Below are 25,908 nucleotides of genomic sequence, written 5' to 3'. Positions count from 1 at the left end.
GAGGGCGTGCGGGCAGGAGCGGGTGTGCGGATGCGGCGGACCGCCGCATCCGCGGATCAGATGCGCGAGGCCATCCCCATGCGGGTGAGCACGACGGACTCGAGGATCTGCACGAGGTTGTAGAGGACGAGGGCGGTGCCGGTGACGAGCACGACCGCGGTCCACACGGCCGAGAACTGCGCGCCGGCGATGTAGCCGCCCACGGCGCCGCCGATGCCGCCGCCGACCGCGAGCCACTCGGCCAGCAGCGCGCCGGTGATGGCGCCGGGTACCGAGATGCGCACGGCCGCGAAGAACTCCGGCAGCGAGCTCGGCAGGGCGACCTTGCGCAGCCGCGTCCAGGCGCCGCCGCCGTACACGCTCACGAGGTCGTTCATCTGCGGCGAGGCCGACTTCAGGCCGAAGACGATGTTCACGAGAGCGGGGAAGAGCACGACGATGCCGCCGATCACGGCAACCGAGGCGAAGTCGCGCCCGAAGATCAGGATGATGACGGGCGCCATCGCGACCAGGGGCACCGAGCGCAGGAGCATCGCGAGCGGCATGAGCGCGTGCTCGATGCCCTTGTTGAGCTGGAAGGCCGTCGCCACGACGAGCGCGACGACGAGACCCGCCGCGAAGCCGACGACCGAGTGCCCGAGCGTCACTCCGAGCTGACCGAACAGCTGCGCGCGGTTCGCCTCGGCGACGGGAACCGCGAAGAGGAAGTTCCACACGTCGATCGGGCCCTTGCCGACGTACGTGGGGATGCGGAACACCACGAGCACACCGACCCAGATGACGACCACCGCGACGATCGTGAGGACGAAGGTCAGCAGGCTCCGCCCGAGCGCGCGCAGCGTCGCCCGGCGGGCCTCGCGGCGGATGTCGGCGGAGAGGTCGGAGCGCGGCGCATCCGGGGTCGGCGGAGCCGTCGGCTCGCCGCGGCCCGAGGCCGAGAGCTGCTCGGCCGACTTCGCACTGCCGAGGGAGGCGAGGGTCGCTTCGGTCATCGGCTGGTTCCCTTCGACCAGGGGGCGACGGCGCGCGTGAGGAGACCGAGCAGGCCGTAGCCGGCGAGGGCGACCGCGCCCGAGACGAGCGCGATGTCCCATACGCGCGGGGCGTTCAGGGCCTGCTGCGCGGCGATCATCGCGGGGCCCACCCCGACGGTGATCTTGCCGAAGAACTCGCCGAGCACGGCGCCGAGGAACGCGGCGGGCACGGCGATCTGCAGGGCGTTGAGGATCGCGGGCAGCGCCGCGATGAGCCGCACCTTGCGCAGCTGCGTGAGCCGCGTGCCCCCGTAGACGGTGATGAGGTCGAGGCTCGCCTTGTCGGCGGCCTTGAGCCCGAGGAGTGCCCCGACGACCGTCGTGAAGAAGCAGCTGAGCGCGGCGAGGAACACCGCCGCGGTGGACGGCTGCCCGGGCTGCGGGGGCGTCACGATGACGATGAGGAGGAGCCCGAGGGCGACGATCGGGATGCAGTACGTGATGATCGCGATCTGCATGACGACGCCCTCCAGGCGCGGCACGATCAGCACGAGCGCCGAGAGCACGAGCGCGAGGCCGTTGCCCCACACGTAGCCGATGCCGGCCTCGGCGAGGGTCACGCCGAAGTTGCGCGCGTAGAAGTCCCAGCCCGTGTTCGCGAACTCGACGACCACCTGCAGCGGCGTCGGGATCGCCTGCACCCCGCCGGGGCCGACGTTCGAGAACACGGTCGCGGCGAGGATCCACCACAGCGCGATGATGCCGAGGCCGCCGATGAGGCCCGTGACCCACGCGGGCAGGCGGATGTCCTCCCACTGGATCGCGCGGCCGCCGCCCACGGGCGGCTGCACCGACGGCGGCGCCGTCTCAGTGGTCATCGGCGGCGGCGCCTCCCGCGCCGAAGAGCAGCTCGGAGGCCTGGTCGACGTACGCGTGGAACTCGGGCGTGCGCATCATCTCCGGCGTGCGCGGGCGCGGCAGGTCGATCGTCATGACCTCCTTGATGCGCCCGGGGCGCGGGCTCATGACCGCGACCTGGTCGGAGAGGAAGATCGCCTCCGAGATGCCGTGCGTCACGAGCAGGGTCGTGGCGGGCTTCTCGGTCCAGATGCGCAGCAGCTCCAGGTTGAGCTTCTGCCGCGTCATGTCGTCGAGCGCGCCGAACGGCTCGTCGAACAGCAGCACCGACGGCTTCATGATGAGCGAGCGCGCGATCGACACGCGCTGGCGCATGCCGCCCGACAGCTGCGCAGGCTTGGCCTTCTCGAACCCCTTCAGGCCGACGAGCTCGATCATCTCGGCGACGTACGCCTTGTCGACGGGCTTGCCCGCCACCTCGAACGGCAGCTGGATGTTCGACTGGACGCTGCGCCACGGCAGCAGGGCCGAGTCCTGGAAGGCGATCCCCAGCTCGTTGCCGCGGCGCAGCTCCTTCGGGCTCTTGCCGTCGACCCGCGTCGTCCCGCTCGTCGGGTCTTCCAGGCCGGCGAGGATCCGCAGGATCGTCGACTTGCCGCATCCGGAGGGCCCCAGCAGCGCCAGGAACGTGCCCTGGTCGGTGTGGAGGTTGGCGTCCTGCAGCGCGACGACCGACGTGCGGCCGACGCTGAAGACCTTGTTCAGGCCGGTGATCTGGAGGCCGGTGCCCAGGCTGTCCGCCTGGGCACCGGTCTGGAGAGCCGTATCGGTCACGATGGCTTCTTCCCGCGGAGTGTCAGCCCGCGTAGTTCTTCAGGTCGGGGTTCTCGTCGTAGACCTCCGTGAGGAGGCTGAGGTCGAACAGCTGATCCTTCTCGAGCGTGATGCCCGCGTCGGCGAGGCTCTTGAGCGTCGCCTCCTGCAGGTCGTCGCTGATCGTGAACAGGCCGTTCTCCTTCGTCTCGTCCGAGACCACGAGCTCGTTCTGCGCCTTGGCGCCGGCGAGGGAGTTCTCCGGGTTCAGGTCGAGGTCCTTGCCGTAGACCTCGACGGCCAGCCGCGAGCCCTCCTCCGGGTCCTTCAGCGCGTCGGTCCAGCCGCGGATCTCAGCGGCGAGGAACGCCTTGAGCTTCTCGCGGTCGTTCGCGATCGAGTCGTCGGTCGCCGTGAAGGTCTCCGCCACGAACGGCAGGCCGTTGTCGGCGAACGGCAGGTTGCTCGTCTCCAGGCCCTGCGACGCGACCGTGATGGCCTCGTTGGTCAGGTAGGCCATGAAGCCGTCGACCTCGCCGTTGACCAGCGGCGCCGGGTCGTACTGCACCGGCACGATCGTCAGCTCGCTCGGGTCGATGTCGTTGGCCTTGAGGAACGCGTTGAACAGCGACGTGTTCGAGTCCTGGATGCCGATCTTCTTGCCCTTGAGGTCGTCGACCGTGGCGATGTCGCCGCCGTCCTTGAGCGAGAGGATCGTGAAGGGGTTGCGCTGGAAGGTCGTGCCGATGATCTTGACCGGCGCACCCTCGGACGCGACGGCGGAGCCGACCGACACGGCGTCGCTGAGCGCTGCATCCGCACTGCCGGAGAGGAGCTCGGCGACACCCGTGGAGGGGCCGGGGACGAGGTTCACGCCCGAGAAGCCGGCCTCTTCGAAGTAGCCCTGGGTGTCGGCGAAGTACTCGCCGGCGAACTCCTCGTTGAGGATCCAGCTGAGCTGCAGGTTGAGCTCGCCGAAGCCCTCGCTGTCGGCGGAGGCGTCGCCGCCGCCCGAGGAGGCTGCGCCGCTCGCGCAGGCGCTGAGGGCGAAGGCCGAGAGGGCGACCCCGGCGAGGGCCGCGACGGCGCGCTGGGCGCGCCGAGAGGAAAGGAAGGTCATGTGCTGTGTCTCCAGAAGGCTGTGGTGCCGGTCGGGTGAGGCGCGGGCACCCAGACACTCGATGCCCTCGCGTGGGCTCGACGCTACGAGATGTAGATTTCACGAACACTGGCCGGGATGTTTCGCCGCCGTTACACCTTTCGATGCATCCGCGCCCACCGCGCTCGGCCGGCCTCCCGGGCCTCACCCGCGCCGGCAGAGGGCGAATCGGTCGAATGCACCACGTTCTCGGGGGGAAAGTACTGCATCCGGCCGATTCGCCCGCGCTCGGCGCCCACGGGAGTACGCGCGGCGCGGACGGGAGTAGGCGCGGCGCGGACGGGAGTACGAGCGGTCAGGCGAAGACGTCGAGGAGACGGCGGCAGCGGACGGGGTCTTCGGTGAGGCCGTGGTCGAGGCCCCACAGCAGGTACGACATGCTGCGCGTCACCACCCAGCGACGGGCGCGCTCGCGCGGCACCCCCGCGCGCTCGACGAACACGTCGAACAGCCGCGTGACGGTGTCGTCGTCGGATGCCTCGTCGCCGCGCGTCCACAGCACGCGGCCGAGGTCGTACTCGAGGTCGCCGCGCAGGAGAACCGGGTCGACGACGGTCCAGCCGGCCGGGCCGGCGAGCACCTGATCGGCGTGCAGATCGCCGTTCACCCCGAGCGGCCCGTCGCCGCCGGACGCGAGATCCTGCGCGCACGCGATCGCGGCGTCGAGGTGCGGCGAGCGCCCCGCCCCCGTGGCGCGCTCGCGCCGGAACCGCTCCGCCTCCTCACTCGCGATCGCCGCCGTCGTGCGCACCGAGGTCGGCACCGGCACGGCGAGGCGCCGCGCGATCTCCGCGAGCTCGGCCACGGCGTCGACCGGCGGCAGGGCGGCGAGGCTGCGGCGGCGGTCGAGGCGATCGAGGCGATCGAGCAGCAGCGCGCGGGTTGCGAGGTCGACGTCGATCAGGTCGACGACGCCGTGGCCGCGCCACACGCGCAGCGCCTCCGCGACGGCCTCGACGTCGTCGCCCGGCGGGGCGAGGCGCAGCGCGAACCGCTGCCCGCCGCGGCGCACAGGCACCACGAGCGCGTTCGAGCCGTGCATCGCCGCGCCGTCCGACTCGAGCCGCCAGCGCGCGCACTGGGCGGCGACGAGCTGCGGCAGCTCATCGACCCAGGCACGGCCCGCCGCATCCGTCCACCATCGCGGCATGTCGCGGAACGCGCGCGGCACCTCCACCATGCGCCGACCCTACGCCCGCCCACGGCGGCAGCCGAGGGCGGGCGAGAGCGCGAGAGCGCGGCCGAGGTCAGCGGGGGTGGCCGATGCGCGCGGCGAGCGCGGGCAGGTCTTCGTGGACGCGGGCGGATGCCTCGGCGGCGAGCGGGTTCGTCGACGCGGCGCCGTCGTGCACGAGCCGGCCGCCGACGTAGACGCCCTTCAGGTTCCGCGGCGTCATCGACAGCACGTACGAGCGCACCGGGTGCCACAGCGGCCCCACGTCGGGGCGGCGCGGGTCGACCACGACGAAGTCGGCGAACTTGCCGACCTCGAGGCTGCCGACGCGGTCGTCGACGCCGAGGATCTCCGCGCCGCCGAGCGTGTGCAGGCGCAGCACGAGCTCGGGCATCATCGACAGCGGATCCTTCGTACGCGCCCGCTGCATCGCGATGCCCATGCGCATGTTCTGCCACGGGTCCGACACATCGGTGCACGCCTGGTCGTCGAGGCCGATGCCGACCTTCATGCCCATCGCGAGCATCTCGGGCACGAGCGCGACGCCGGAGGCGAGCCGCCCGTTCGACGCCGGCTGCCACGACATCGCCGCCCCGCCCGCGACCGTCTCCTCGATGATCTCGGGCGTGGTCTGGATGAAGTGGCCGAACATCATGCCCGGGCCCAGCGCCCCTGCATCCCGGTAGAGCGCGAACTTCGCGCGCTGCTCGGCGATCTGCTCGGGCGACTCCAGGAAATGCGCCTGGTTCGTCACGCCGAACCGGCGCATCGCGGCGACCTCCATCTCGGCCGCCTCCGGTCGCGGCGACCACTGCACCTGGCCCATGATCGACGCGCCGAGCGCCAGATCGGCGTCGAGGCTGCGCGTGTGGGCGACGGCGGCGCCGAAGCGCTCGAAGATCTCGTCGTCGGTGCCCGCGGTGACATCCATCGCGATCGCGTCGACGAACCGGATGCCGGCGTCCCGGCACGCGTCCGCCTGACGCGTGTGGTACGCCAGCTCGCGCAGCGGCGCCCGGCCCGCCCGGCTCCCGGCGATCATCGGCTCCCACGCCTGCTGCGGGTCGGTGAAGTTGTACGCGGTCGTCACGCCGTTGCCGAGGAAGTCGAGCGCCCCGTGCAGCGTCGACCAGTACATGTCCTCGGGCCTGAAGTGCGCGGTCGTGCCGAGCATCGAGTCGCACCAGCCGTAGAGCGTCTCGCTCACGCCGAGCCCGCGCAGGCCCGACGTGAACAGGTGCGAGTGCGACGAGACGAACCCGGGCGCGACGAACGCGCCGCCGACGTCGAGCGTGTCGTCCGCCGACGCATCCGGATCGCCCGCGCCGATCGCGGCGATGCGCCCGTCTTCGACGAGCATCCAGCCGCGCTCGATGTAGCCGGGGTCGTCGGTGCCGGCCGGGACCGTGATCAGGCGCGCGTTGATGACGAGCAGGGACATGGGGCTCCTCGGGTAGGCGGGGTCGGGCGGGGCGTCGTCAGGGCCGGGGTTCGGCGGCCAGGTGGAGCACGGCCTCGGCGAGCGCGCGGATGCCGGCACCCACGTCGGCCGCCGACACCGCCTCGTCGGGGTGGTGGCTGATGCCGTCGGGGTTGCGGAGGAACAGCATCCCGACGTCGGTGATCGCCCCGATCGACATCGCGTCGTGGCCGGCGCGGCTGAACAGGGTCGGGGTGGGTTCGAGGGCGCCGACGGACGCGATCCCCGCGCGCACGACATCCTGCAGGAGCGGCGCGCAGAACACCGCGGGCGCGGCGTGCGTCTCCCGCGCGCGCCACCGCAGGCCCCGGCGACCCATGATCTCGTCGAGCTCGAGCGACAGCGCGTCCCACACCCGATCGCGGGCGTCGTCGAACTCGCCGCGCAGGTCGAGCGAGAACCGCGCCTCGCCGGGCACGACGTTGACGGCGCCCGGGTAGGCCTCGAGCTGCCCGACGGTGCCGATGATGTGGTGCTCGGCGCGGCAGATCCGCTCGACGGCGAGCGCGGCCTCGCTCGCGCCGAGGAGGGCGTCGCGGCGCATGTCGTACGGGGTGCCGCCGGCGTGACGGGCCTCGCCCTCCACGACGAGCTGGAACCGCCGCGCGCTCGCGATCGACGACACCGCGGCGAGCGCCTGCCCGCGCCGGTGCAGCTCGGGACCCTGCTCGATGTGCGCCTCGAGGTACCCGACGAGTTCGTCGGGCCGGCGCGCGGCCTCGCCGATGCGGCCCGGGTCCAGGCCGAACTCGAGGAACGCCTGCCGCAGGGTCACGCCGTCGGCGTCCGCGAGGCCCCACCACGCCGCCTCCCAGCGCCCCGCGACCGCGGAGGAGCCCAGGAGGGCCCGCCCGAATCGGGTGCCCTCCTCGTCCCAGAAGGCGATCGTCTCCAGCGCGAACGGGAAGGGCGAACGCGCACGACCGCCGTCGGGCGTCTCGGCGAGGAGGCGCACGACCTCGATCGCCATGAGCACCCCGACGATCCCGTCGAAGCGGCCCGCGTCGGGCACGGTGTCGAGGTGCGACCCGAGCACGAGCGCGGGGGCGTCGGCCGCCGCGGACCCTGAGCTCGTCGAAGGGTCCAGGCGCCCGATCTGGTTGCCGGCTGCGTCCTGGCGCGTCGCCATGCCGGCCTCGCGCATCCACTCCGCGGCGAGGCGGTTCACGCGCGCGTGCTCGGGCGAGAGGTACACGCGCTCGATCGCGTCGTCGGCCGCGCTCACGCGCGCGAGCTCGTCGCAGCGCGCCATGACGCGTCGCGCCGCGGCCGCGATGCGGTCGGGCGCGACGTGCAGGCGCGTGGCGGCGGTCATCCGGCCGTCGCGTCCTCTGCTGGCTGCGACGCGGCCCGGGTCGCCGCCGCGTAGACGTCTTCGGCCGCGTCGACGCCGCCGCCGACGGGCACGGATGCGCCGAACCGGCGCAGCACCTGCTCGAGCGCTGCGAGCGTCTGGAGCACCGCATCGGCGCGGGCGTTGTAGCCCATCGTGCCGATGCGCCACACGCGGCCGTGCAGCGGCCCGAACGACGTGCCGATCTCGATGCCGAAGCGCTCGAGCATCGCCGTGCGCGCGGCGTCGCCGGGCACGGCCGCGGGGATCTCGACGGCCACGACGTTCGTCATCTTGTGCGCGACGTCGCCGAAGACGGTGAGACCGAGTCCGCGCACGCCCGCGAGCATCGCGTCGCCGTGCAGCCGGTGGCGCGCGATGACCGCGTCGCGCCCCTCCTCGAGGAGCAGTCGCGCGCACTCGCGGGCGCCGTAGAGCATCGAGGTCGCCTCGGTGTGGTGGTTCAGGCGCCGCGGGCCCCAGTAGTCGAGGATCATGCCGAGGTCGAAGTAGTTCGAGCGGATGAAGTCCGCCGCATCCGGGTCGCCGTCCTCGCGGATGCCGGCCTCGATGCGCGCCCGCGAGCGCACGACCTCGACGGCGCGCTCGGAGAGGCTGAGCGGCGCGGAGCCCGACGGCCCGCCGAGGCACTTCTGCAGGCCGGCGGTCGCCGCATCCAGTCCCCACGCGTCCATCTCGAACGGGTTGCCGCCCAGGCTCGCGGTGGCGTCGGTGTAGAAGAGCGCGCCGTGCGCGCGGCAGATCTCGCCGATCTCGTCCAACGGCTGGAGCATCGTGGTGGACGTGTCGCCCTGCACGAGCGCCACGACGTGCGGCTTCACGCGCTCGATCGCCGCGCGTACGACCGACACCGGGAACACCTGCCCCCACTCGACCTCGATCGTGTGCACCTCGGCGAGCGCGCGCTCGGCGATCTCGGCGAGCAGGTGCCCGAACCGGCCGAAGACGGGCACGAGCACGCGGTCGCCGGGGCGGATGAGCGAGACGAGCGCCGCCTCGATGCCCGCGCGCGACGTGCCGTCGACGAGGAGGGTCGCGTCGTTGCGCGTGCCCCACACCTGCCGGTAGAGCTCCTGCGTCTCCGACATCGTCGCGGTCATGAAGGGGTCGTACTGGCCGACGAGCGGCGCCGACATCGCGCGCAGCACGCTCGGGTACGCCGAGATGGGGCCGGGCCCCATGAGCAGTCGCGGCGGCGGGTCGATCTGTCCGGGGACGGTCATGCGTTCTCCTGCGAGAGCTGCGCCAGGCGTCGGCCGAGGCGCACAAGGGCGATGTCCGTGCCGGATGCGGCGACGAGGCACAGCCCGACGGGCGCGGGCCCGGCGGGCGAGGCTACGGTCAGCAGCGGCACGGACAGGGAGGGGAGGGCCGCGATCGCGGCGGGGGCGGTCATGCGCAGCGTCGCGGTCCGGGTGGCGTCGATCGCCGACGCCGGCGCCGTGCGCAGCGGCGCGGCGCCCGGCACGGCGGGGAAGAGCAGCACGGCGTCGTCGACCGCGGCGGTCAGGCGCGCCCGCAGCTCGAGGATCGCGCGGCGCGCGGCGGCCTCCTGCGCCGCGGTGACGCCGGCGGCGGCGCGGAACCGCTCGGCGACGGCCGCCCCGAGGGCGCCCGGATGCTCGCGCACCCAGTCGCCGTTGTTGCGCCACGCCTCGGCGCCCTGCACGGTCCGGAACGCGTCGACGTACGCGTCGAGGTCGCCGATCGACACGTGCCCGATCGGCGCGTCGAGATCGGTCGTGAACGCGTCGAACGCGGCGCGTGTGCCGGGGTCGAGGCATCCGAGGATCTCGTCGGGCACCGCGAAGCGCCACGGCAGGTCGTCACCCGAGGCGCCATAGACGTTCTCGGTCGTCGCCGAGCCGTCGTAGCTCAGGCACCAGTCGGCCACGCGCTGGAGCGTGTCGCCGTCGCGCGTGAGCCAGCCGACCGTGTCGAACGACTGGGCGAGGGGCACCAGGCCCTGACGCGGCACGAGTCCGTGCGTCGTGCGGAGACCCCACAGGCCCTGGTACGAGGCGGGCACCCGGATCGACCCCGCTGTGTCGGTGGCGAGCCCGATCTCCGCCTGCGCGGTCGCGACCGCCGTGGCGGGACCGCTCGACGAGCCGCCGGGCAGCGCTCCCGGGAGGGCGCCGTTCGGGGGCGTGCCGTAGTGCGCGTTGTCGCCCGCGAGCGAGTACGCGAACTCGTCGGTGCGCGCGATGCCGCGCAGCGACGCGCCCGCGCGCAGCAGGTCGGCGACAGCCGGGGCGGTCGTCGTCTCGGGACGCGCACCCTCGAGGTAGGCGGGGTTGCCGGCGCCGATGCGGAAGCCCTTGATCGCGAAGAGGTCCTTCACGGCGACTGTGAGGCCCGCCAGGGGGCCGTCCCACGCCCCCTGGAAGAACGGGTCGCCCACGCTCCGCCACACCGTGCGGTCGAGGGCCTGCGGACGCGGCGTCACGTGCGCGGCGGTGATGCGCCACGCGGCGTCGTCCCCGCGCTGCCACACCTGCGTCTGGAGGCCGCGGCCGCCGGCGAGGAAGCGCGAGACCGACACGATCAGCGCCGTGCCCGGGGCGAGCTCGCGGTGCTGCACGCTCTCGATGACGCGCGGCGACACGCCGCCGCGCGTCGCGCGGAACGCCGAGATCGCGTCGTGCCCGACGAGGAGGCCCGCCGCGTCGCCGCGGAGCGTGTCGGCGCCGGGCGCGAAGAACGCGTCGAGCGCGTCGAGGTCGTTCGCGATCACGGCCGCCTCGTAGGCCTCGAACGCGGCCCGCAGCGCCGCATCCGGGATCACGCCCGTTACATCGCTCACGGCTCGATCCCCTCGAAGTCGGCCTCGCGGATGCGGGCGTGCACGCCGCACACGATGTCGACGACCTGCGAGATGTCGAAGTCGGTCGCGGCCGACAGGTACGCGTACGCGAGGTGCTCGGCCATGCCGTAGCGCGCCTGCAGGAGCGACAGCGCCGCACGCACGCAGTTGCGCATCGCCTCGTCGAGGTCGGGATCGAGGCCCGTGGGCACGAGGTACCCGCCGGCCCGGGCGAGCGGACCGCCGACCTCGCCGAACTCGGCGAGCGCCTGGGCGCGCGGCACCACGTCGAACCGCAGCGTCGCGCGCAGCGACGCCTCGAGCGCCGTGAGCGCGACCTCGCCGTCGCCCTGGGCGAAGTGCGGGTCGCCGACGTACGCGAGCGCGCCCTCGACCTGCACCGGCAGGTACAGCACGGCGCCCTCGACGAGGAGGTTGATGTCGATGTTGCCGCCGTGGGCGCCGGGCGGCACCGAGTGCGGGCGCTCGGATCCGGCGACCGCCACCCCCATCGTGCCGAGGAACGGCGCGAGCGGGAAGGCCACCGTGTGCGCTCCGCCCTCGACGGCCGGCAGCGTGCCGTACAGCGCGCCGTCGCGTTCCTCGACCGCGGCGAAGACGCTCACGTTGCCTTCGCCGCGCGGCAGCTCGCCCGACAGCGCGCCTTTGCCGTGACGGTTGGAGATCACGCCGTACGGCACGCGGGGCACGAGGCGCTCGACGGTGATCCGCAGCAGGTCGCCCGGCTGCGCGCCCTCGACGTGCATCGGGCCGGTCAGCACGTGCGGACCGTCGGATGCGGCGTCCCGCGGCACGCGCGCCGCGATCTCGCGCGCGTCGTCGAGCACGGCGCTTGCGGCGACCCCGTGGCCGGCGAAGAACGCCGCCGGGTCGCTCCCCTGGTCGGGGAGGAGGCCCTCGTGGCTCACGGTGTCGATCGTGACGGTCTCCCCCGCCGCGACGCGGAGGACCGCCGCATCCGCCTCGCACGGCGAGCGCCCCCACAGCACGGTGTCGGGTGTCGCGGGCAGGTAGTGGTCGCCGGGGATGTCGCCGACGCCCGGCTGGAGGATCGCGCTCACCGCAGCACCTCCGTGTCGGCGAGGAGCTCCCGGCCCACGCGGGCGACGACGCGCTCGCCATCCCACGCGACCGCGCCGTGCACCCACGTGGTCCGCACGAGCCCGCGGAGGGTACGGCCGTTCCACGGCGAGACCTTGTTGCGGTACTGCAGCGCGCGGACGTCGACGATCCACGCCGCATCCGGGTCGAACGCGACGACGTGCGCGGGCTCGCCCGCCGCGAGGCGCCCGCCGCCGCCGAGTCCGCCGATGCGGGCCGGTCCGGTCGTGAACAGCGGCAGCAGCCGCTCGAGCGGCACGCCGCGACGGCGGGCCTCGGTCCACACGGCGGCGAAGCCCGTCTGCAGCCCCGCGATGCCGCCCCACGCCTCGCCGAAGTCGCTCGCGCCCTTGAGCTCGGCGGTGGCCGGGGAATGGTCGCTCACGATCGCGTCGACCGTGCCGTCGAGCACGCCCTGCCACAGCAGGTCCTGGTTCGCGGCATCGCGGATCGGCGGGCAGCACTTGAACCACCCGTCGCCGTCCGGCACCTGCTCGGCGGTGAGCGTCAGGTAGTGCGGGCACGTCTCGATCGTGAGCGGCACGCCCTCGGCCTTCGCGGCGCGGACGTCCTCGAGCGACGAGGCATCCGACACGTGCACGATGTGGGCGCGGGCGCGCGTGCGCCGGGACGCGTCGATCACCGCGCGGATCGCCTCGCGCTCGCTCTGCGGCGGGCGCGACGCGAGGAACGCGGCGTAGTGCTCGCCGAGCGCGCCGTCGCCGTGCAGATGGGCGGGGTCTTCGGCGTGGACGATCAGGATGCCGCCGAGCGCGGCGATCTCCGCGAGTGCGGCCTCGAGCTGCGCGGCGTCGAGGTGGCCGAACTCGGGGATGCCCGACGGCGACAGGAAGCACTTGAAGCCCACGACGCCGGCCGCGTCGAGCGCGCCGAGCGACCCGAGGTTCTCCGGCACCGCGCCGCCCCAGTAGCCGACGTCGACGGCGAGCTTGCCGGCGGCGGCGGCGCGCTTGACGGCGAGCGCGTCGGGGGTGGTGGTCACCGGCAGGCTGTTCAGCGGCATGTCCAGCACGGTGGTCACGCCGCCCGCCGCGGCCGCGGCCGTGCCGGTGGCGAACCCCTCCCACTCGGTGCGGCCGGGCTCGTCGAGGTGCACGTGCGAGTCGACCAGGCCGGGCAGCAGCACGTGGGCGTCGGGCAGGACCACGTCGGCGCCGGGATCGAACGCGTCGACCGCCGCGATGCGGCCGTCCTCGATGCGCACGGTCGCCGGGCCGAACGCGCCATCGACCCACGCGCGGCGCGCCGCGATCGACGCCGGCTGCGAACTGCTCATGCCGTCACCGTACGGGCCGTGCGTTTCCCGGATGTTACCCACGGCAACATCCGGGAAACGCGGCCGGGCTAGCGTGACCGGCATGCTGCTCGCCGATTTCAACGCCGCGCCCGCGGTCGAAGCGGCCGCGACGGCGCGCGTGTGGGCGAACGTCCCGGCGTGGGCGGATGCGGTGGCCGCCGGACGTCCGTACGCCTCGGTCGACGCGCTCACGGCCTACGCCGGCGCCCTCGCGGCGCAGTGGACGCCCGCCGAGCTCGAGCAGGCCCTCGCCCACCACCCGCGGATCGGCGCGCGCGTGACGGGCGCGGACGCGGAGGCCGCCGCATCCCGCCGCGAGCAGGCGTCGATGGCGACCGCGGGCGACGACGTCACGGCCGCGATGGCCGCCGGCAACGCCGCCTACGAGGAGCGCTTCGGCCGCGTGTTCCTCATCCGCGCGGCCGGCCGGGCGCCTGCCGAGATGCTCGCCGAGCTGCACCGGCGCCTGGAGAACGACCCCGACACCGAGGTGCGCGAGGCGACCGCGCAGCTCGCCGAGATCGCGATGCTGCGCCTGGGCGACACCATCGTCGACGACACCGTCCCTCCGGAGGATCGCGAATGACCCACCTCACCACACACGTCCTCGACGCCGCATCCGGTCAGCCCGCGCGCGGTGTGGCGGTCGTGCTGACCGGTCCCGACGGCATCGTCGCGACCGGCGAGACCGACGCCGACGGCCGGCTCGCCCTCGGTCCCGACCGGCTCGAGCCCGGCGAGTACGCGCTGACCTTCGACACCGGCGCGTACTTCGCCGCGCAGGCGGTCACGTCGTTCCATCCGCGCGTGACGGTCGCGTTCGCGGTCGGCGACGAGCCGCACCTGCACGTGCCGCTGCTGCTGAGCCCGTTCGCCTACACGACCTACCGCGGCTCATGAAGGTCATCATCATCGGCGCCGGCATCGGCGGCACGAGCGCGGCGATCGCGCTGCTGCGCCTCGGGCACGAGGTGGTGGTGTACGACCGGATGCGGGAGAACCGCCCGGTCGGCGCCGCGCTGTCGCTGTGGTCCAACGGCGTCAAGGTGCTCAACTGGCTGGGCCTCGGCGACGAGGTCGCCGCCCTCGGCGGCCGCATGGACGACATGGCCTACTACGACGGCCTCACCGGCGAGGAGATGTGCCGCTTCAGCCTCGCCCCCGTCACCGAGCGCACCGGCCAGCGCCCCTATCCCGTCGCGCGCGCCGAGCTGCAGGCGCTCATGATGGAGCGGGTGGGGCTCGACCGCATCCGCCTCGGCAAGCAGCTCGTGGGCATCGAGGACGACGGCACGACCGTCACCGCGCAGTTCGCCGACGGCACGAGCGACACCGCCGATCTGCTGCTCGGGGCCGACGGCGCGCGCTCGATCACGCGCGACTACGTGACGGCGGATGCGGCGGCGCAGCCCGAGCGCACCTACTCCGGCTACACGAACTACAACGGGCTCGTCGCGGCCGATCCGCGGATCGGGCCGCTCGGCCAGTGGACGACGTACGTCGCCGACGGAAAGCGCTGCGCCGTCATGCCGGTGGCGGGCGACCGGTTCTACTTCTTCGTCGACGTGCCGCAGCCCTCGGGCCTGCCGTACGACCGCGACGCCGACGGCATCCGGCCCCTCGAGGTGGCGTTCGGGTCGTGGGGCGCGCCCGGCGTGCGGGCGCTGTTCGACGCGATCGACCCCACGGTGTCGCTGAACCGCGTGGAGATCTGGGACATCGACCCGTTCCATACGTGGGTGCGCGGGCGCGTCGCGATCCTCGGGGATGCCGCGCACAACACGGCGCCCGACATCGGGCAGGGCGCGTGCTCGGCGCTCGAGGACAGCTTCGTGCTGGGGATCGTGTTCGCCACCGCGACGCTCGGCGTCGAGGACGCGCTGCGCCGCTACCAGCACGCGCGGTCGCCGCGCGCGGCCGACCTCGTGCTGCGGGCGCGCAAGCGCGCGTGGGAGACGCACGCGTTCGACCCGGCCGTCACGGCCGCGTGGTACGACGACCTGCGCCGCGAGGACGGCAGCGGCATCATCCGCGGCATCCTCGGCAACATCGCGGGCAGCCCCGTGGAATTCGGCGGCGTCCTCACCTAGGCCGCCCGCCGGGGGTCCTCGCCCGCGCGGGGCGGGCACGCGGTCGGCACGGGTGCGTGCCCGACGCTGATCCGCACGTACTCAGGCACGGCGGCGGCCTCGGCGCCCGCGCACCGGCGTGTCGCGGATGTCGGCCCCGCTCAGCCTGAATTCGTGCAGGCCGGCGGACGACGGATGACGGATGCGGCGGCGCGCGTGCGTGCCGACGCGGATCCGCACGTACTCAGGCACGGCGGCGGCCTCGGCGCCCGCGCGCCGGCGTGTCGCGGATGTCGGCCGCGCTCAGCCTGAATTCGTGCAGGCCGGCGGACGACGGACGACGGATGCGGCGGCGCGGCGTCAGACGACGAAGAGCGTGTGCAGCGGCTCGTCGCCGAGGAGCGCTCGGCCGCCGAGGGCCTCGATCTCCAGGAGCGCGGCGGTGCCGACCACGTGACCGCCGAGGCGGTCGACGAGCTCGCGCCCGGCCGCGAGCGTTCCGCCCGTGGCGAGCACGTCGTCCAGCAGCAGCACGCGCGTGCCGGCAGGCATGTCGTCGTGCATCTCGATCGCCGCGGTGCCGTACTCCAGGGCGTACGACACAGATGCGGCGGGCCGCGGGAGCTTCCCGGCCTTGCGGATCGGCACGAGCCCGACGCCCGCGGCCGTCGCCGCGGCGCCCGCGAGGAGGAAGCCGCGGGCCTCGATGCCCGCCACGACGTCGAACTGCCCTGCGAAGGGCGCGAGCATCGCGTCGATCGTCGTGCGCAGCGCCGCTGCATCCGCCAGCAGCGGTGTGATGTCGCGGAACATGACACCCGGCTCGGGGTAGTCGGGGATGCTGCCGATCAGCGCGAGGGCGCGGTCGAGGTCTGCGGTGTCGGGCACCCGCCCACGATACCCGCGAGGCGCGGTGGGCTCGGGAGGAGATCCGGCCTCGGGAGGGTGGATGCGGCGCATCGGCCCTCCCGAACCTCGATCTCCTCCGGAACGACCGGTGCGCGAACGGATGCCCGCGAGTGCAAGCGCTTGCACTATCGTGGGCACCATGACTCTCACGCAGGAGGACGCCCGCGTCGACGCATCCGCGGGCCGCGGCTCCGAATGGTGGCGCACAGCCGTCATCTACCAGATCTACCCGCGCTCGTTCGCCGACAGCGACGGCGACGGCATGGGCGACCTCGCCGGCGTCACCGCGCACCTCGACGACCTGCAGCAGCTCGGCGTCGACGCGCTGTGGCTGAGCCCGTTCCAGCGCTCGCCGCAGAAGGACGCCGGCTACGACGTCGCCGACTACTGCGACGTCGACCCGCTCTTCGGCACGCTCGCCGACTTCGACGCGATGCTCGCCGGCGCGCACGCCCGCGGCATCCGGATCATCGTCGACCTCGTGCCCAACCACTCCTCCGACCAGCACGTATGGTTCCAGGAGGCGCTGCGCGCGGCGCCCGGCAGCCCCGAGCGCGCCCGGTACATGTTCCGCGACGGCCGCGGCGCGAGCGGCGAGCTGCCGCCCAACAACTGGGAATCGGTCTTCGGCGGCCCGGCGTGGACCCGCGTGACCGAGCCCGACGGCACGCCCGGCCAGTGGTACCTGCACCTGTTCGACGCGTCGCAGCCCGACTTCGACTGGTCGAACGAGGAGGTGCGCGCCGAGTTCCGTCGCGTGCTGCGCTTCTGGCTCGACCGCGGGGTCGACGGCTTCCGCGTCGACGTCGCGCACGGTCTGGTCAAGCAGGACGGCCTCCCCGACTACACGGCCGACCCGAGCGCCGGGTCGATGGGCGGCGATGAGGCGTCGGTGCCCTACTGGGGTCAGCCCGGCGTGCACGAGATCTACCGCGACTGGCACGAGCTCCTCGCCGAGTACGACGGCGACCGCGCCCTGTGCGCCGAGGCGTGGCTGCCGACGATCGAGAAGACCGCCCTGTGGGTGCGCCCCGACGAGATGCATCAGGCGTTCAACTTCGAGTACCTCGAGACCGAGTGGGATGCGGCGAAGCTGCGCCGCGTGATCGACGAGTCGCTGCGGGCCTACTCCGCGGTCGGCGCGCGCAGCACGTGGGTGCTGTCGAACCACGACGTCGTGCGCCACGCCTCACGCCTGGCCGTCACCGCCGACAACCCGCAGGGCTACGGGATCGGCCCGAAGACCCCGGGTAAGCCCGACCCGGTCCTCGGGCTGCGTCGCGGCCGCGCCGCGACGACGCTCATGCTCGGCCTCCCCGGCTCGGCGTACATCTACCAGGGCGAGGAGCTCGGCCTCCCCGAGGCGATCGACCTCCCCGACGAGGCGCGGCAGGACCCGACGTGGTTCCGCACGAACGGCGAGCGCTACGGCCGCGACGGATGCCGCGTCCCGCTGCCGTGGACGGCGGCCGCACCCGGGTACGGCTTCAGCCCCACCGGGGCCTCGTGGCTGCCGCAGCCGGCGGAGTGGGCGCTGCTCGCTCGCGACGCGCAGGTCGGCGACCCCGACTCGACGCTCGAGCTGTATCGCACACTGCTCGCGGAGCGCCGCGCCCGCGCGCTCGGCGCCGGGTCGCTCGAGTGGCTCGAGGGCTACGGCGAGGAGGTCGTGGCGTTCCGCAACGGCGACGTGCTCGTGATCGCGAACGTCTCGGCCGCCGCGCCCGTCGCGCTCCCCGCCGGCGCGCTGCTCGCAGCGAGCGGGCCGCTGGAGGGCGACCTGCTGCCCGCCGACACGACCGTGTGGATCGCCGCAGAGTGAGCGGCGGCCGCCGCATCCGCCCGTGACGACCACGCCGCACCCGTCATGGTGAGCATCGACGACGTCGCACGCCTCGCGCAGGTGTCGACCGCGACCGTGTCGCGTGCCCTCAGCGGCCGCGGCACCGTCTCGGCCGCCACCCGTGAGCGCGTGCTGCGCGCCGCCGATCGGCTCGGCTACGTCGTGTCGGCCGCGGCGTCGAGCCTCGCGACCGGCCGCACTCGCAACGTCGGCGTCGTCGTGCCGCACATCGACCGCTGGTTCTTCAGCACCGTGCTCGGCGGGGTCGCCGCGGGCCTCGGGCCGCGCGGCTACGACATCACGCTGTACGCGGTGCCGGAGGACGCGGAGGCCCGCCGGGCGGTGTTCGAGACCGCGGTGCGCCGCCGGCGGGTAGACGCGATGATCGCGGTGTCGCTCAAGCTCGACGACGACGAGACGCGGAGCCTCCTCGAGCTCGACCTCCCCGTCATCGCGATCGGCGGCCCGAACCCGCGGCTGGCGACGCTCGCGGTCGACGACGATGCGGTCGGGCGCACCGCGGCGCGCCACCTGCTCGACCTCGGCCACCGCCGCATCGCGCACATCGGCGCCGCGCCGGAGTTCGACCGGGAGTTCCGCATCCCGACGCAGCGGCGGCAGGGGTTCGAGGCGACCCTCGCGGATGCGGGGGTGTCGCTCACGACCGCGCTGTTCGCGCCGGCCGACTTCACCCTGGAAGGCGGCGCCCGCGCGGCGACGCAGCTGCTGCGCGAACGCGACCGGCCGACGGCGATCTTCGCGGCGTCCGACGAGATGGCGATCGGCGCGGTGCTCGCCGCGCGCGACGCGGGCGTGCGCGTGCCCGAGGACCTGTCGGTGGTCGGTGTCGACGGGCACGAGCTGGGCGAGTTCTTCCACCTCACGACGATCGACCAGCGCCCGCACGGCCAGGGCGAGCGCGCGGCGGCCGAGGTCCTGCGCGCTCTCGAGCCCACCGCATCCGCCGCCGCCCCCGCCGACGATGTCCCACTTTCTGCGGCTTCGGAGGCGTCGTGGTCGCAAGAAGTGGGACACGGCGAGCGCGGAGCGGGACGCGGGCGGGCCGGGGTGCTGCCGTTCGAGCTCGTCGTGCGCGAGACGACGGCCCCGCCGGCGGGCTGAGCGCCGCATCCGCCGTTCGTTTCTCAGGAGCTTCGGCAGAAAGCGCCCGCGGACCGGCCGCGCGTAGGCTCGGGGGATGAGCATCGACCTGGAGACCCTGTACCGCGACCTGCACCGTCACCCCGAGCTCTCCTTCCAGGAGACGCGCACCGCCGGGGTCATCGCACAGCAGCTGAGCGCCATCGGGCTCGAGTTCGAGGAGGGCGTGGGCCGCACCGGCATCGTCACGACGATCCGCAACGGCGACGGACCGGTCGTATGGCTGCGCGCCGACACCGACGCGCTCCCCGTCGAGGAGCGCACCGGGCTCGACTACGCCAGCACCGCGCGCGGCGTCGACCCGGCGGGCACCGACGTGCCCGTCATGCACGCGTGCGGCCACGACATGCACATCACCGCGATGCTCGGCGCGCTCGAGCGCCTGAACGCGACGAAGGACGCGTGGTCGGGCACGATCGTCGCCGTGTTCCAGCCCGCCGAGGAGTACGGCGCCGGCGCGCAGGCGATGATCGCCGACGGCGTGCTCGACCGCTATCCCGCGCCCGACATCGTGCTGGGCCAGCACCTCACGCCGCTGCCGGCCGGCACGATCGGCGTGCGCCCCGGCACGCAGATGGCCGCGTCCGACGGACTCACCGTCGTGCTGCACGGCCGCGGCGGGCACGGCTCCCGCCCGCACTCGACGATCGACCCGGTCGTCATGGCCGCCGCCACCGTCATGCGTCTGCAGACGATCGTGTCGCGCGAGGTCGACCCGCGCGATGTCGCCGTCGTCACCGTCGGCTCGATCCACGCGGGGCTGAAGAACAACATCATCCCCGCCGAGGCGAAGCTCGAGCTCAGCCTGCGCTACCCCGACGACGCCGCGCGCGACCGCGTGCTGGAGAAGGTCGAGCGCATCGTGCGGGCCGAGGCCGCCGCATCCGGGGCCGAAACGCCGCCCACGATCTCCACCGACCACACGCTGCCGCCCACGATCAACGACGCGGATGCGACGGCCCGCCTCGTCGCCGCGTTCGAGAACGCGTTCGGCGCGGGCAGCGTCGTCGACCCGGGCATGTTCACCGGCAGCGAGGACGTGTCGTGGTTCGCGCGGGAGTCGGGCGCGCCGCTCGTGTACTGGTTCTGGGGCGGCATCGACCCGCAGACCTTCGCCGACGCGGTGGTCGCCGGCACCGTCGAGCGCGACATCCCGACGAACCACTCCCCGTTCTTCGCACCGGTGATCCAGCCGACGATCGACCGCGGGGTCGAGAACCTCGTCGTCGCCGCTCGCGAGTTCCTCGGCTGAGCCAGCGCCGCGGCGACGGCCGGGCGCCGGGCCCCGCAAGCGCCCGACGGTGACCGGAAAAGTACCGGGAATACAACGGCGGGTGCGTCACGTTGCATACCGGTTCGCTTCGGCGTAGTGTCGCGCGCCGTGACCGACACCAGTCGTGAACCGGCCGAAGACGTCGAGCCGGTTCAAGTACCCGCCGCCAAGCGCATCCTGCTGGGCGAACCGCTGACCTCCGGCAAGCTCGACGAGCAGCTCCTCCCCAAGAAGATGGCGCTGCCGATCTTCGCGTCCGACGCGCTGTCGTCGGTCGCGTACGCGCCGCAGGAACTGCTCATGATCCTGCTGGTCGGAGGACTCGCGTTCCTGTCGTTCAGCCCGTGGGTGGCGGCTGCGGTCGTCGTGCTGCTGGTCGTGGTGGTGCTCAGCTACCGGCAGCTCATCAAGGCGTACCCGTCGGGCGGCGGCGACTACGAGGTGGCCCGCACGAACCTCGGCGAGGTGCCCGGCGTCGTGGTCGCGGCGGCACTGCTCGTGGACTACGTGCTGACCGTGGCGGTCTCGGTCGCATCGGGAGTGGACAACATCATCTCCGCGATCCCGGCGTTGAATCCCTTCCGCGTCGAGATCGCCGTCGGGTTCGTCATCCTCATCGTCATCGTCAACCTGCGGGGCGTCCGCGAGGCGTCGACCGTGTTCGCCGTCCCGACCTACCTCTTCATCGGCTCGGTCGCGGTCATGATCGCCGTGGGCCTCGGCCGCACGGTGCTCGGCGACGCGCCCGTCGCCTCGAGCGCCCAGTACGCCGTGCGGGCCGAAGACCTCGGGCAGATCGCGGTCATCCTCCTCATCCTGCGCGCGTTCTCGAGCGGATGCTCCGCCCTGACCGGTGTCGAAGCGGTGAGCAACGGCGTCCCCGCGTTCCGCAAGCCGAAGATCCGCAACGCGCAGACGACGCTCACCCTCATGGGCGGCATCGCGATCCTGCTGTTCTCGGGTCTGACCGTCCTCGCGCTGGTCGCCGGCGTCCACTACGCCGAGAACCCGTGCCACCTGATCGGCTTCGACTGCGCCAACCAGCCGCAGCCGAGCCTCATGGCGCAGGTGGCCGCCGCGACCTTCGGGATGGGCAGCATCCCGTTCTTCATCATCCAGGCCGCCACTGCCGCGGTGCTGCTGCTGGCGGCCAACACCGCGTTCAACGGCTTCCCGCTGCTGGGCGCGGTGCTCGCGCGCGACGGCTACGCACCCAAGGCGCTGAACACCCGCGGCGACCGCCTGGTGTACTCGAACGGCATGATCATCCTCGGCATCGTCGCCATCGGCGTGCTGATCGTCTACCAGGCGAACCTCACGACCCTCATCCAGCTGTATATCATCGGCGTGTTCGTGTCGTTCTCGCTCGGGCAGATCGGCATGGTGCGGCACTGGCGCCGCGTGCTGCGCAACATGCGCGACCTGCCGGAGGAGGCCCGGCGCCAGAGCGCGGCCCGCTACGAGCGCCGCTCGGCGATCTCGGGCCTGTGGATCAACTCCGCCGGCGCGTCGCTCACGGTGCTCGTGCTCCTGATCGTCACGATCACGAAGTTCACGCACGGCGCCTACCTCGTGTTCCTCGCGATCCCGATCCTCGCGACCCTGATGATCGGCGTGAACCGGTACTACCGCGACGTCGAGCACGAGATCCGGATGGACGACACCGTGCACTTCGGCTCCGAGGGCGACGTCGCGATCGTCCTGGTCAACCGGCTGCAGAAGCCCGTCGTCAAGGCGATCGACTACGCGATGGCGGCGCGGCACGACAAGACGCTCGCGGTGCACGTCGCGATCGACGAGGCGGATGCCGATCGGCTGCAGAAGCAGTGGGAGGAGCACAACGTGCCCGTCCCGCTCGTGATCATCGAGTCGCCGTACCGCGCGTACACGAGCCCGATCGTGAGCTTCATCAAGAAGTATCGCGAGAAGCACGGCTCGGCCGTGGTCACCGTGTACCTGCCGCAGTACATCGTGGGGCACTGGTGGGAGACGATCCTGCACAACCGCAGGTCGCGGCGCCTCGCGCAGCAGCTCATGCTCGTGCACGGGGTGTCGATCACGCTCGTGCCGTGGCTGCTCGACTCCTCCGAGCTCATCTACGGCCGTCGCTCGCGCCCGCTGCCCGGCCAGCAGCGCGGCGGCCAGCCGGCCCCGCTCCCCGGGCACGTGCCGCACGCCCGCCGCGCGACGCGCCCCTCCGGCCCGCCCGACAACTCCTAGCGCCCTCCCGCGGGCGCGCGGCCTCCTGCCCCCGCCCCCCCACCGTTCCGCCCCACCGCGCCGCCACGAGGCGGTTCGGTGCGGGGGAGCAGAAGCGAGGTGGGGGGGGCTACACCACGAGGCGGTAGCCCATGCCCTGCTCGGTGAGGAGGTGCGCGGGGTGCGCGGGGTCGGCCTCGAGCTTCTTGCGCAACTGCGACATGTACAACCGCAAGTAGCCCGAGTCGGCGACCTGCTCGCTGCCCCAGATCTCCTTCAGCAGGGTCTGCCGCGTCACGAGCGAGCCGGGGTTGCGGGCGAGGAACTCCAGCATCCGCCACTCCGTCGGCGTCAGGTGCACGCGCGCACCCGCGCGCTCGACGCTCTTCGACGTCAGGTCGACCGTCACGTCGCCGAAGCGCACGACGGGCTCCGCGGATGCAGCGGCGCTGCGTCGCCCGAGCGCGCGCAGCCGCGCGAGCAGCTCGTCGATCTGGAACGGCTTCGTCACATAGTCGTCGGCGCCCGCGTCGAGCGCCTCGACCTTGTCGGCCGATCCGGTGCGCCCCGACACGACGAGGATCGGCGCGGCGGTCCAGCCGCGGAGGGCCTCGATGACCTGCACGCCGTCGAGCTTCGGCATGCCCAGATCGAGGAGCACGACGTCGGGGTGGGTCTGCGCCGCGAGCGCGATCGCCGCGGCGCCGTCGGGTGCCGCGACCACCTCGTAGCCGTGGGCCGTCAGCGTGATGCGCAGCGCCCGCACCAGCTGCGGATCGTCGTCGGCGATCAGGATCTTCACCGCTCTCCTCCCGCTCGGCCAACGAGGTCGGTCACGGCGTCGGCGGCGATCGGCAGCCCGATCACCATCGTGAGCCCGCCGCCGGGGGTGCCCTCGGGCGTGAGCGTGCCGCCCATCCCTTCCGCGAAGCCGCGTGAGAGCGCGAGGCCCAGGCCCAGGCCCGTGGTGTTGTCGGTGTCGCCACGGCGCTGGAACGGCGCGAACATCTCGTCGCGCCGATCGGGCTCGACCCCCGGGCCGTGGTCGACGATGCGGATCTCGGCCCAGCCGCCCAGCCGGCTCGTCGCCACGCGCACGCGGGTGCCCACCGGCGCGAAACGCTGCGCATTGGCGAGGACGTTGACCACGACGCGCTGCAGCAGCACCGGGTCGGCCGCGAGCGGCGGCAGATCCGGGTCGAGGGCGAGCTCGACGTCGGCGGGCCCGAGGTGCAGCTCGTCGACGGCCGCGAGCACGACGCCCGCGACATCGACCTGCTGGATCGAGACGGCGAGGACGCCGGCTTCGACCCGGCTCACGTCGAGGAGGTCGGTGACGAGGGCCGACAGGGTCGCGAGGCTCTCATCGGCGGTCGCAAGGAGCTCGTGACGGTCGTCCTCCGAAAGGTGCCCGTCGGCGGCGCGCAGGCCGCCCAGCGCGGCCACCGCGGCGGCCAGTGGCCGGCGCAGATCGTGGCTCACCGCCGAGAGGAGGGCGGAGCGCACCTGGTCGGTCTCGGCGAGCTGGGTCGCCTCACGGGCCGCCTCGGCGAGCGTCGTGCGCTCCAGCACCGCCGACAGCTGGGCGACGATGACATCGAGCAGCCGCCGCTCCGCCGCATCCAGATCACGTCCGTGCAGCTCGAGCGTGGCGGCGTGGGCCCCCTCGCCCACGTTCACGCGCAGCACGCCGTCGCTGCCGCCGCGCCGGGCGGCAACGATCCCGCCGGTGTCTGCCCCCAGCGGTTCGCCGTCGGAGGCGAGCACGTCGCCGTTCGAGGCGACCAGGCGCACCCCGGCCAACCCGAACGCTTCGCGCGTGCGGCTGACGAGCGCGGGCAATGCGCTCTCGCCGCGCAGGACGCTGCCGGCAACCGTCGCGAGCAGCTCCGAGTCGGCGATCGCGCGCCGCGCCGCTCGCGCGCGCCGTGCGGCCTGATCGACGACGAAGCTCACGAGCATCGCGATGATGACGTAGAGCACGAGGGCGAGCGCGTGGTCGAACTGGTCGATCGTGATCGTGTAGATCGGCTCGATGAACAGGAAGTCGAGCGTGAGCCCCGAGAGCACGGCCGCGAACACGGCCGGCCAGATGCCGCCGACGAGGGCGACCACGACGACGAGCAGCTGATACGCGAGCACGTCGGCGGTGATCGACGAGTCGGTGTTCGTCGCGATGAGCAGGAGCGACAGCAGCGGCCCGCCGAGGAGGGCCAGCACGAAGCCCAGGATGCGGCGGCGCAGGCTCAGCGCGGCGCCGGTGAGCTTCGGCAGGGTCAGCCGTCCGCCGGCGGCCGCGTGCGTGACCATGTGCACGTCGATGTCGCCGGACTCGCGGACGACCGTCGCGCCGATCCCGGGGCCGGTGAGCGCGGCGGCGAGGCGGCTGCGTCGGCTCACGCCGATGACGAGCTGCGTCGCGTTCACCGAGCGGGCGAATTCGACGAGGGAGCGCGCGATGTCGTCGCCGACGACCTGGTGGTAGGAGCCGCCGAGCGACTCGACGAGCGCCCGCTGGGCGGCGAGTGCGCCGGGCGCCTCCGAGCGGAGCCCGTCCTGGCTCGTGACGTGCAGGGCGAGCAGCTCGCCGCCGGCCGAGCGCGCCGCGATCCGCGCGCCGCGGCGCAGCAGCGTCTCGCCCTCCGAGCCGCCGGTGAGGGCGACCACGACACGCTCGCGGGCCTGCCACGCGCCCTCGATGCCGTGCTCGGTGCGGTACGACTTCAGAGCGCTGTCTACCTCGTCGGCGAGCCACAGCAGGGCGAGCTCACGCAGCGCCGTGAGGTTCCCGAGGCGGAAGTAGTTCGACAGGGCGGCGTCGATCCGCTCCGCCGGGTACACCGAGCCCGCCGCGAGCCGGTCGCGCAGCGACTGGGGCGCGAGGTCGACGACCTCGATTTGATCGGCGCCGCGCACGACGGCATCCGGCACCGTCTCACGCTGCACGATGCCCGTGATCTTCTCGACGACGTCGTTCAGCGACTCGATGTGCTGCACGTTGACGGTCGTGATGACGTCGATGCCGGCGTCGAGCAGCTCCTCGACGTCCTGCCAGCGCTTCGGATGCCGTGAACCGGGGGCGTTCGTGTGGGCCAGCTCGTCGACGAGGGCGAGCTTGGGGCGACGGGCGAGCACCGCGTCGAGGTCCATCTCGTCGAGCACGACGCCGCGATGGTCGATCACGCGGCGCGGCACGACCTCGAGCCCCTCGGCCTGCGCGGCGGTCGCGACCCGGCCGTGCGTCTCGACGATGGCGATGACGACGTCGCGGCCTTCGTCGCGCAGTCGCCGCCCCTCCTCGAGCATCTCGTACGTCTTGCCGACGCCCGGCGCCGCCCCGAGGAGCACGCGCAGCTTGCCCCGCTTCACGCGCGCCCGCCGTCAACCGCCGCGCGA

General features: G+C 73.2%; 21 protein-coding genes. 7 read left to right on the top strand and 14 right to left on the bottom strand.

The features are described 5' to 3' along the window. Positions 1–56 precede the first annotated feature (56 nt). From EI169_RS00835 to allB, 11 genes are all read right to left on the bottom strand, one after another. Positions 57–992, bottom strand: a complete 936-nt coding sequence (locus EI169_RS00835; protein WP_125130109.1) for an ABC transporter permease subunit — start codon at positions 990–992, stop codon at positions 57–59. Then, a complete protein-coding gene (locus tag EI169_RS00830) occupies positions 989–1,852 on the bottom strand; it encodes an ABC transporter permease subunit (protein ID WP_125130107.1) in 864 nt (287 codons plus the stop codon). Before EI169_RS00830 ends, EI169_RS00835 begins: the two co-directional genes overlap by 4 nt. Continuing rightward, a complete protein-coding gene (locus EI169_RS00825; protein ID WP_125130105.1) occupies positions 1,842–2,666 on the bottom strand; it encodes an ABC transporter ATP-binding protein in 825 nt (274 codons plus the stop codon). The genes EI169_RS00830 and EI169_RS00825 overlap by 11 nt, the downstream gene beginning before the upstream one ends. A gap of 22 nt (positions 2,667–2,688) precedes the next feature. Next, on the bottom strand, positions 2,689–3,765 hold the full coding sequence (locus tag EI169_RS00820) for an ABC transporter substrate-binding protein (protein WP_125130103.1): 1,077 nt from the start codon (positions 3,763–3,765) through the stop codon (positions 2,689–2,691). Positions 3,766–4,099: 334 nt separating this feature from the next. Continuing rightward, positions 4,100–4,984: an aminoglycoside phosphotransferase family protein gene (locus tag EI169_RS00815; protein ID WP_125130101.1), complete on the bottom strand. Its 885-nt coding sequence runs from the start codon at positions 4,982–4,984 to the stop codon at positions 4,100–4,102. A 67-nt stretch (positions 4,985–5,051) separates the two neighbouring features. Next, entirely contained in the window at positions 5,052–6,419 is a 1,368-nt protein-coding gene (locus tag EI169_RS00810) for an amidohydrolase family protein (RefSeq protein ID WP_125130099.1), read from the bottom strand. A 37-nt stretch (positions 6,420–6,456) separates the two neighbouring features. After that, complete coding sequence (locus tag EI169_RS00805; RefSeq protein ID WP_125130097.1) at positions 6,457–7,773, bottom strand: allantoate amidohydrolase; 1,317 nt, start codon at positions 7,771–7,773, stop codon at positions 6,457–6,459. Then, positions 7,770–9,035: an alanine--glyoxylate aminotransferase family protein gene (locus EI169_RS00800; protein WP_125130095.1), complete on the bottom strand. Its 1,266-nt coding sequence runs from the start codon at positions 9,033–9,035 to the stop codon at positions 7,770–7,772. The genes EI169_RS00805 and EI169_RS00800 overlap by 4 nt, the downstream gene beginning before the upstream one ends. Then, positions 9,032–10,618 (bottom strand): AtzH-like domain-containing protein, encoded by a 1,587-nt coding sequence (locus EI169_RS00795; protein WP_240640518.1) that lies wholly within the window; start codon positions 10,616–10,618, stop codon positions 9,032–9,034. The genes EI169_RS00800 and EI169_RS00795 overlap by 4 nt, the downstream gene beginning before the upstream one ends. Next, positions 10,615–11,700 carry an acetamidase/formamidase family protein gene (locus tag EI169_RS00790; RefSeq protein WP_125130093.1) on the bottom strand — a complete coding sequence of 362 codons (1,086 nt, stop codon included), beginning with the start codon at positions 11,698–11,700 and terminating at the stop codon, positions 10,615–10,617. Before EI169_RS00790 ends, EI169_RS00795 begins: the two co-directional genes overlap by 4 nt. Beyond that, positions 11,697–13,037: an allantoinase AllB gene (allB, locus tag EI169_RS00785; RefSeq protein ID WP_125130091.1), complete on the bottom strand. Its 1,341-nt coding sequence runs from the start codon at positions 13,035–13,037 to the stop codon at positions 11,697–11,699. Before allB ends, EI169_RS00790 begins: the two co-directional genes overlap by 4 nt. A gap of 82 nt (positions 13,038–13,119) precedes the next feature. Here allB and uraD point away from each other — a divergent pair, with 82 nt between their 5' ends. The 3 genes from uraD to hpxO are packed head-to-tail and all read left to right on the top strand — an operon-like array spanning position 13,120 to position 15,148. After that, the gene (gene uraD / locus EI169_RS00780; protein WP_125130089.1) at positions 13,120–13,644 is read left to right on the top strand and encodes a 2-oxo-4-hydroxy-4-carboxy-5-ureidoimidazoline decarboxylase; all 525 of its coding nucleotides are present in this window, start codon (positions 13,120–13,122) and stop codon (positions 13,642–13,644) included. Continuing rightward, positions 13,641–13,958 (top strand): hydroxyisourate hydrolase, encoded by a 318-nt coding sequence (uraH, locus tag EI169_RS00775; protein WP_125130087.1) that lies wholly within the window; start codon positions 13,641–13,643, stop codon positions 13,956–13,958. Before uraD ends, uraH begins: the two co-directional genes overlap by 4 nt. Next, positions 13,955–15,148, top strand: a complete 1,194-nt coding sequence (gene hpxO / locus EI169_RS00770; protein WP_125130085.1) for an FAD-dependent urate hydroxylase HpxO — start codon at positions 13,955–13,957, stop codon at positions 15,146–15,148. Before uraH ends, hpxO begins: the two co-directional genes overlap by 4 nt. A gap of 339 nt (positions 15,149–15,487) precedes the next feature. Here the strand turns inward: hpxO and EI169_RS00765 are convergent, their stop codons facing one another. Continuing rightward, positions 15,488–16,015, bottom strand: a complete 528-nt coding sequence (locus EI169_RS00765) for an adenine phosphoribosyltransferase (protein WP_240640517.1) — start codon at positions 16,013–16,015, stop codon at positions 15,488–15,490. A 160-nt stretch (positions 16,016–16,175) separates the two neighbouring features. On the opposite strand from EI169_RS00765, the gene EI169_RS00760 reads away from it, so the two are divergent. From EI169_RS00760 to EI169_RS00745, 4 genes are all read left to right on the top strand, one after another. Further along, a complete protein-coding gene (locus tag EI169_RS00760; RefSeq protein ID WP_125130081.1) occupies positions 16,176–17,858 on the top strand; it encodes a glycoside hydrolase family 13 protein in 1,683 nt (560 codons plus the stop codon). Positions 17,859–17,903: 45 nt separating this feature from the next. Next, positions 17,904–19,001 carry a LacI family DNA-binding transcriptional regulator gene (locus EI169_RS00755; RefSeq protein ID WP_125130079.1) on the top strand — a complete coding sequence of 366 codons (1,098 nt, stop codon included), beginning with the start codon at positions 17,904–17,906 and terminating at the stop codon, positions 18,999–19,001. Between the two features lie 76 nt (positions 19,002–19,077). Beyond that, positions 19,078–20,292, top strand: coding sequence for an amidohydrolase (locus tag EI169_RS00750; RefSeq protein WP_125130077.1), 1,215 nt, complete (start codon positions 19,078–19,080; stop codon positions 20,290–20,292). A gap of 255 nt (positions 20,293–20,547) precedes the next feature. Then, positions 20,548–22,533, top strand: coding sequence for an APC family permease (locus tag EI169_RS00745; protein ID WP_240640748.1), 1,986 nt, complete (start codon positions 20,548–20,550; stop codon positions 22,531–22,533). Positions 22,534–22,642: 109 nt separating this feature from the next. Here EI169_RS00745 and EI169_RS00740 read toward each other — a convergent pair whose 3' ends face one another. Both EI169_RS00740 and EI169_RS00735 read right to left on the bottom strand, forming a co-directional pair. Further along, a complete protein-coding gene (locus EI169_RS00740) occupies positions 22,643–23,314 on the bottom strand; it encodes a response regulator (protein WP_125130075.1) in 672 nt (223 codons plus the stop codon). Then, complete coding sequence (locus EI169_RS00735) at positions 23,311–25,881, bottom strand: DUF4118 domain-containing protein (protein ID WP_125130073.1); 2,571 nt, start codon at positions 25,879–25,881, stop codon at positions 23,311–23,313. The genes EI169_RS00740 and EI169_RS00735 overlap by 4 nt, the downstream gene beginning before the upstream one ends. Between the last annotated feature and the right edge of the window lie 27 nt (positions 25,882–25,908).

Source organism: Microbacterium sp. 10M-3C3, assembly GCF_003931875.1.
In the GTDB taxonomy this organism is placed as follows: Bacteria; Actinomycetota; Actinomycetes; order Actinomycetales; family Microbacteriaceae; genus Microbacterium.
The sequence above is the reverse complement of the archived record's forward strand: the minus strand, read 5'-3'. Positions and strand labels throughout refer to the sequence as shown.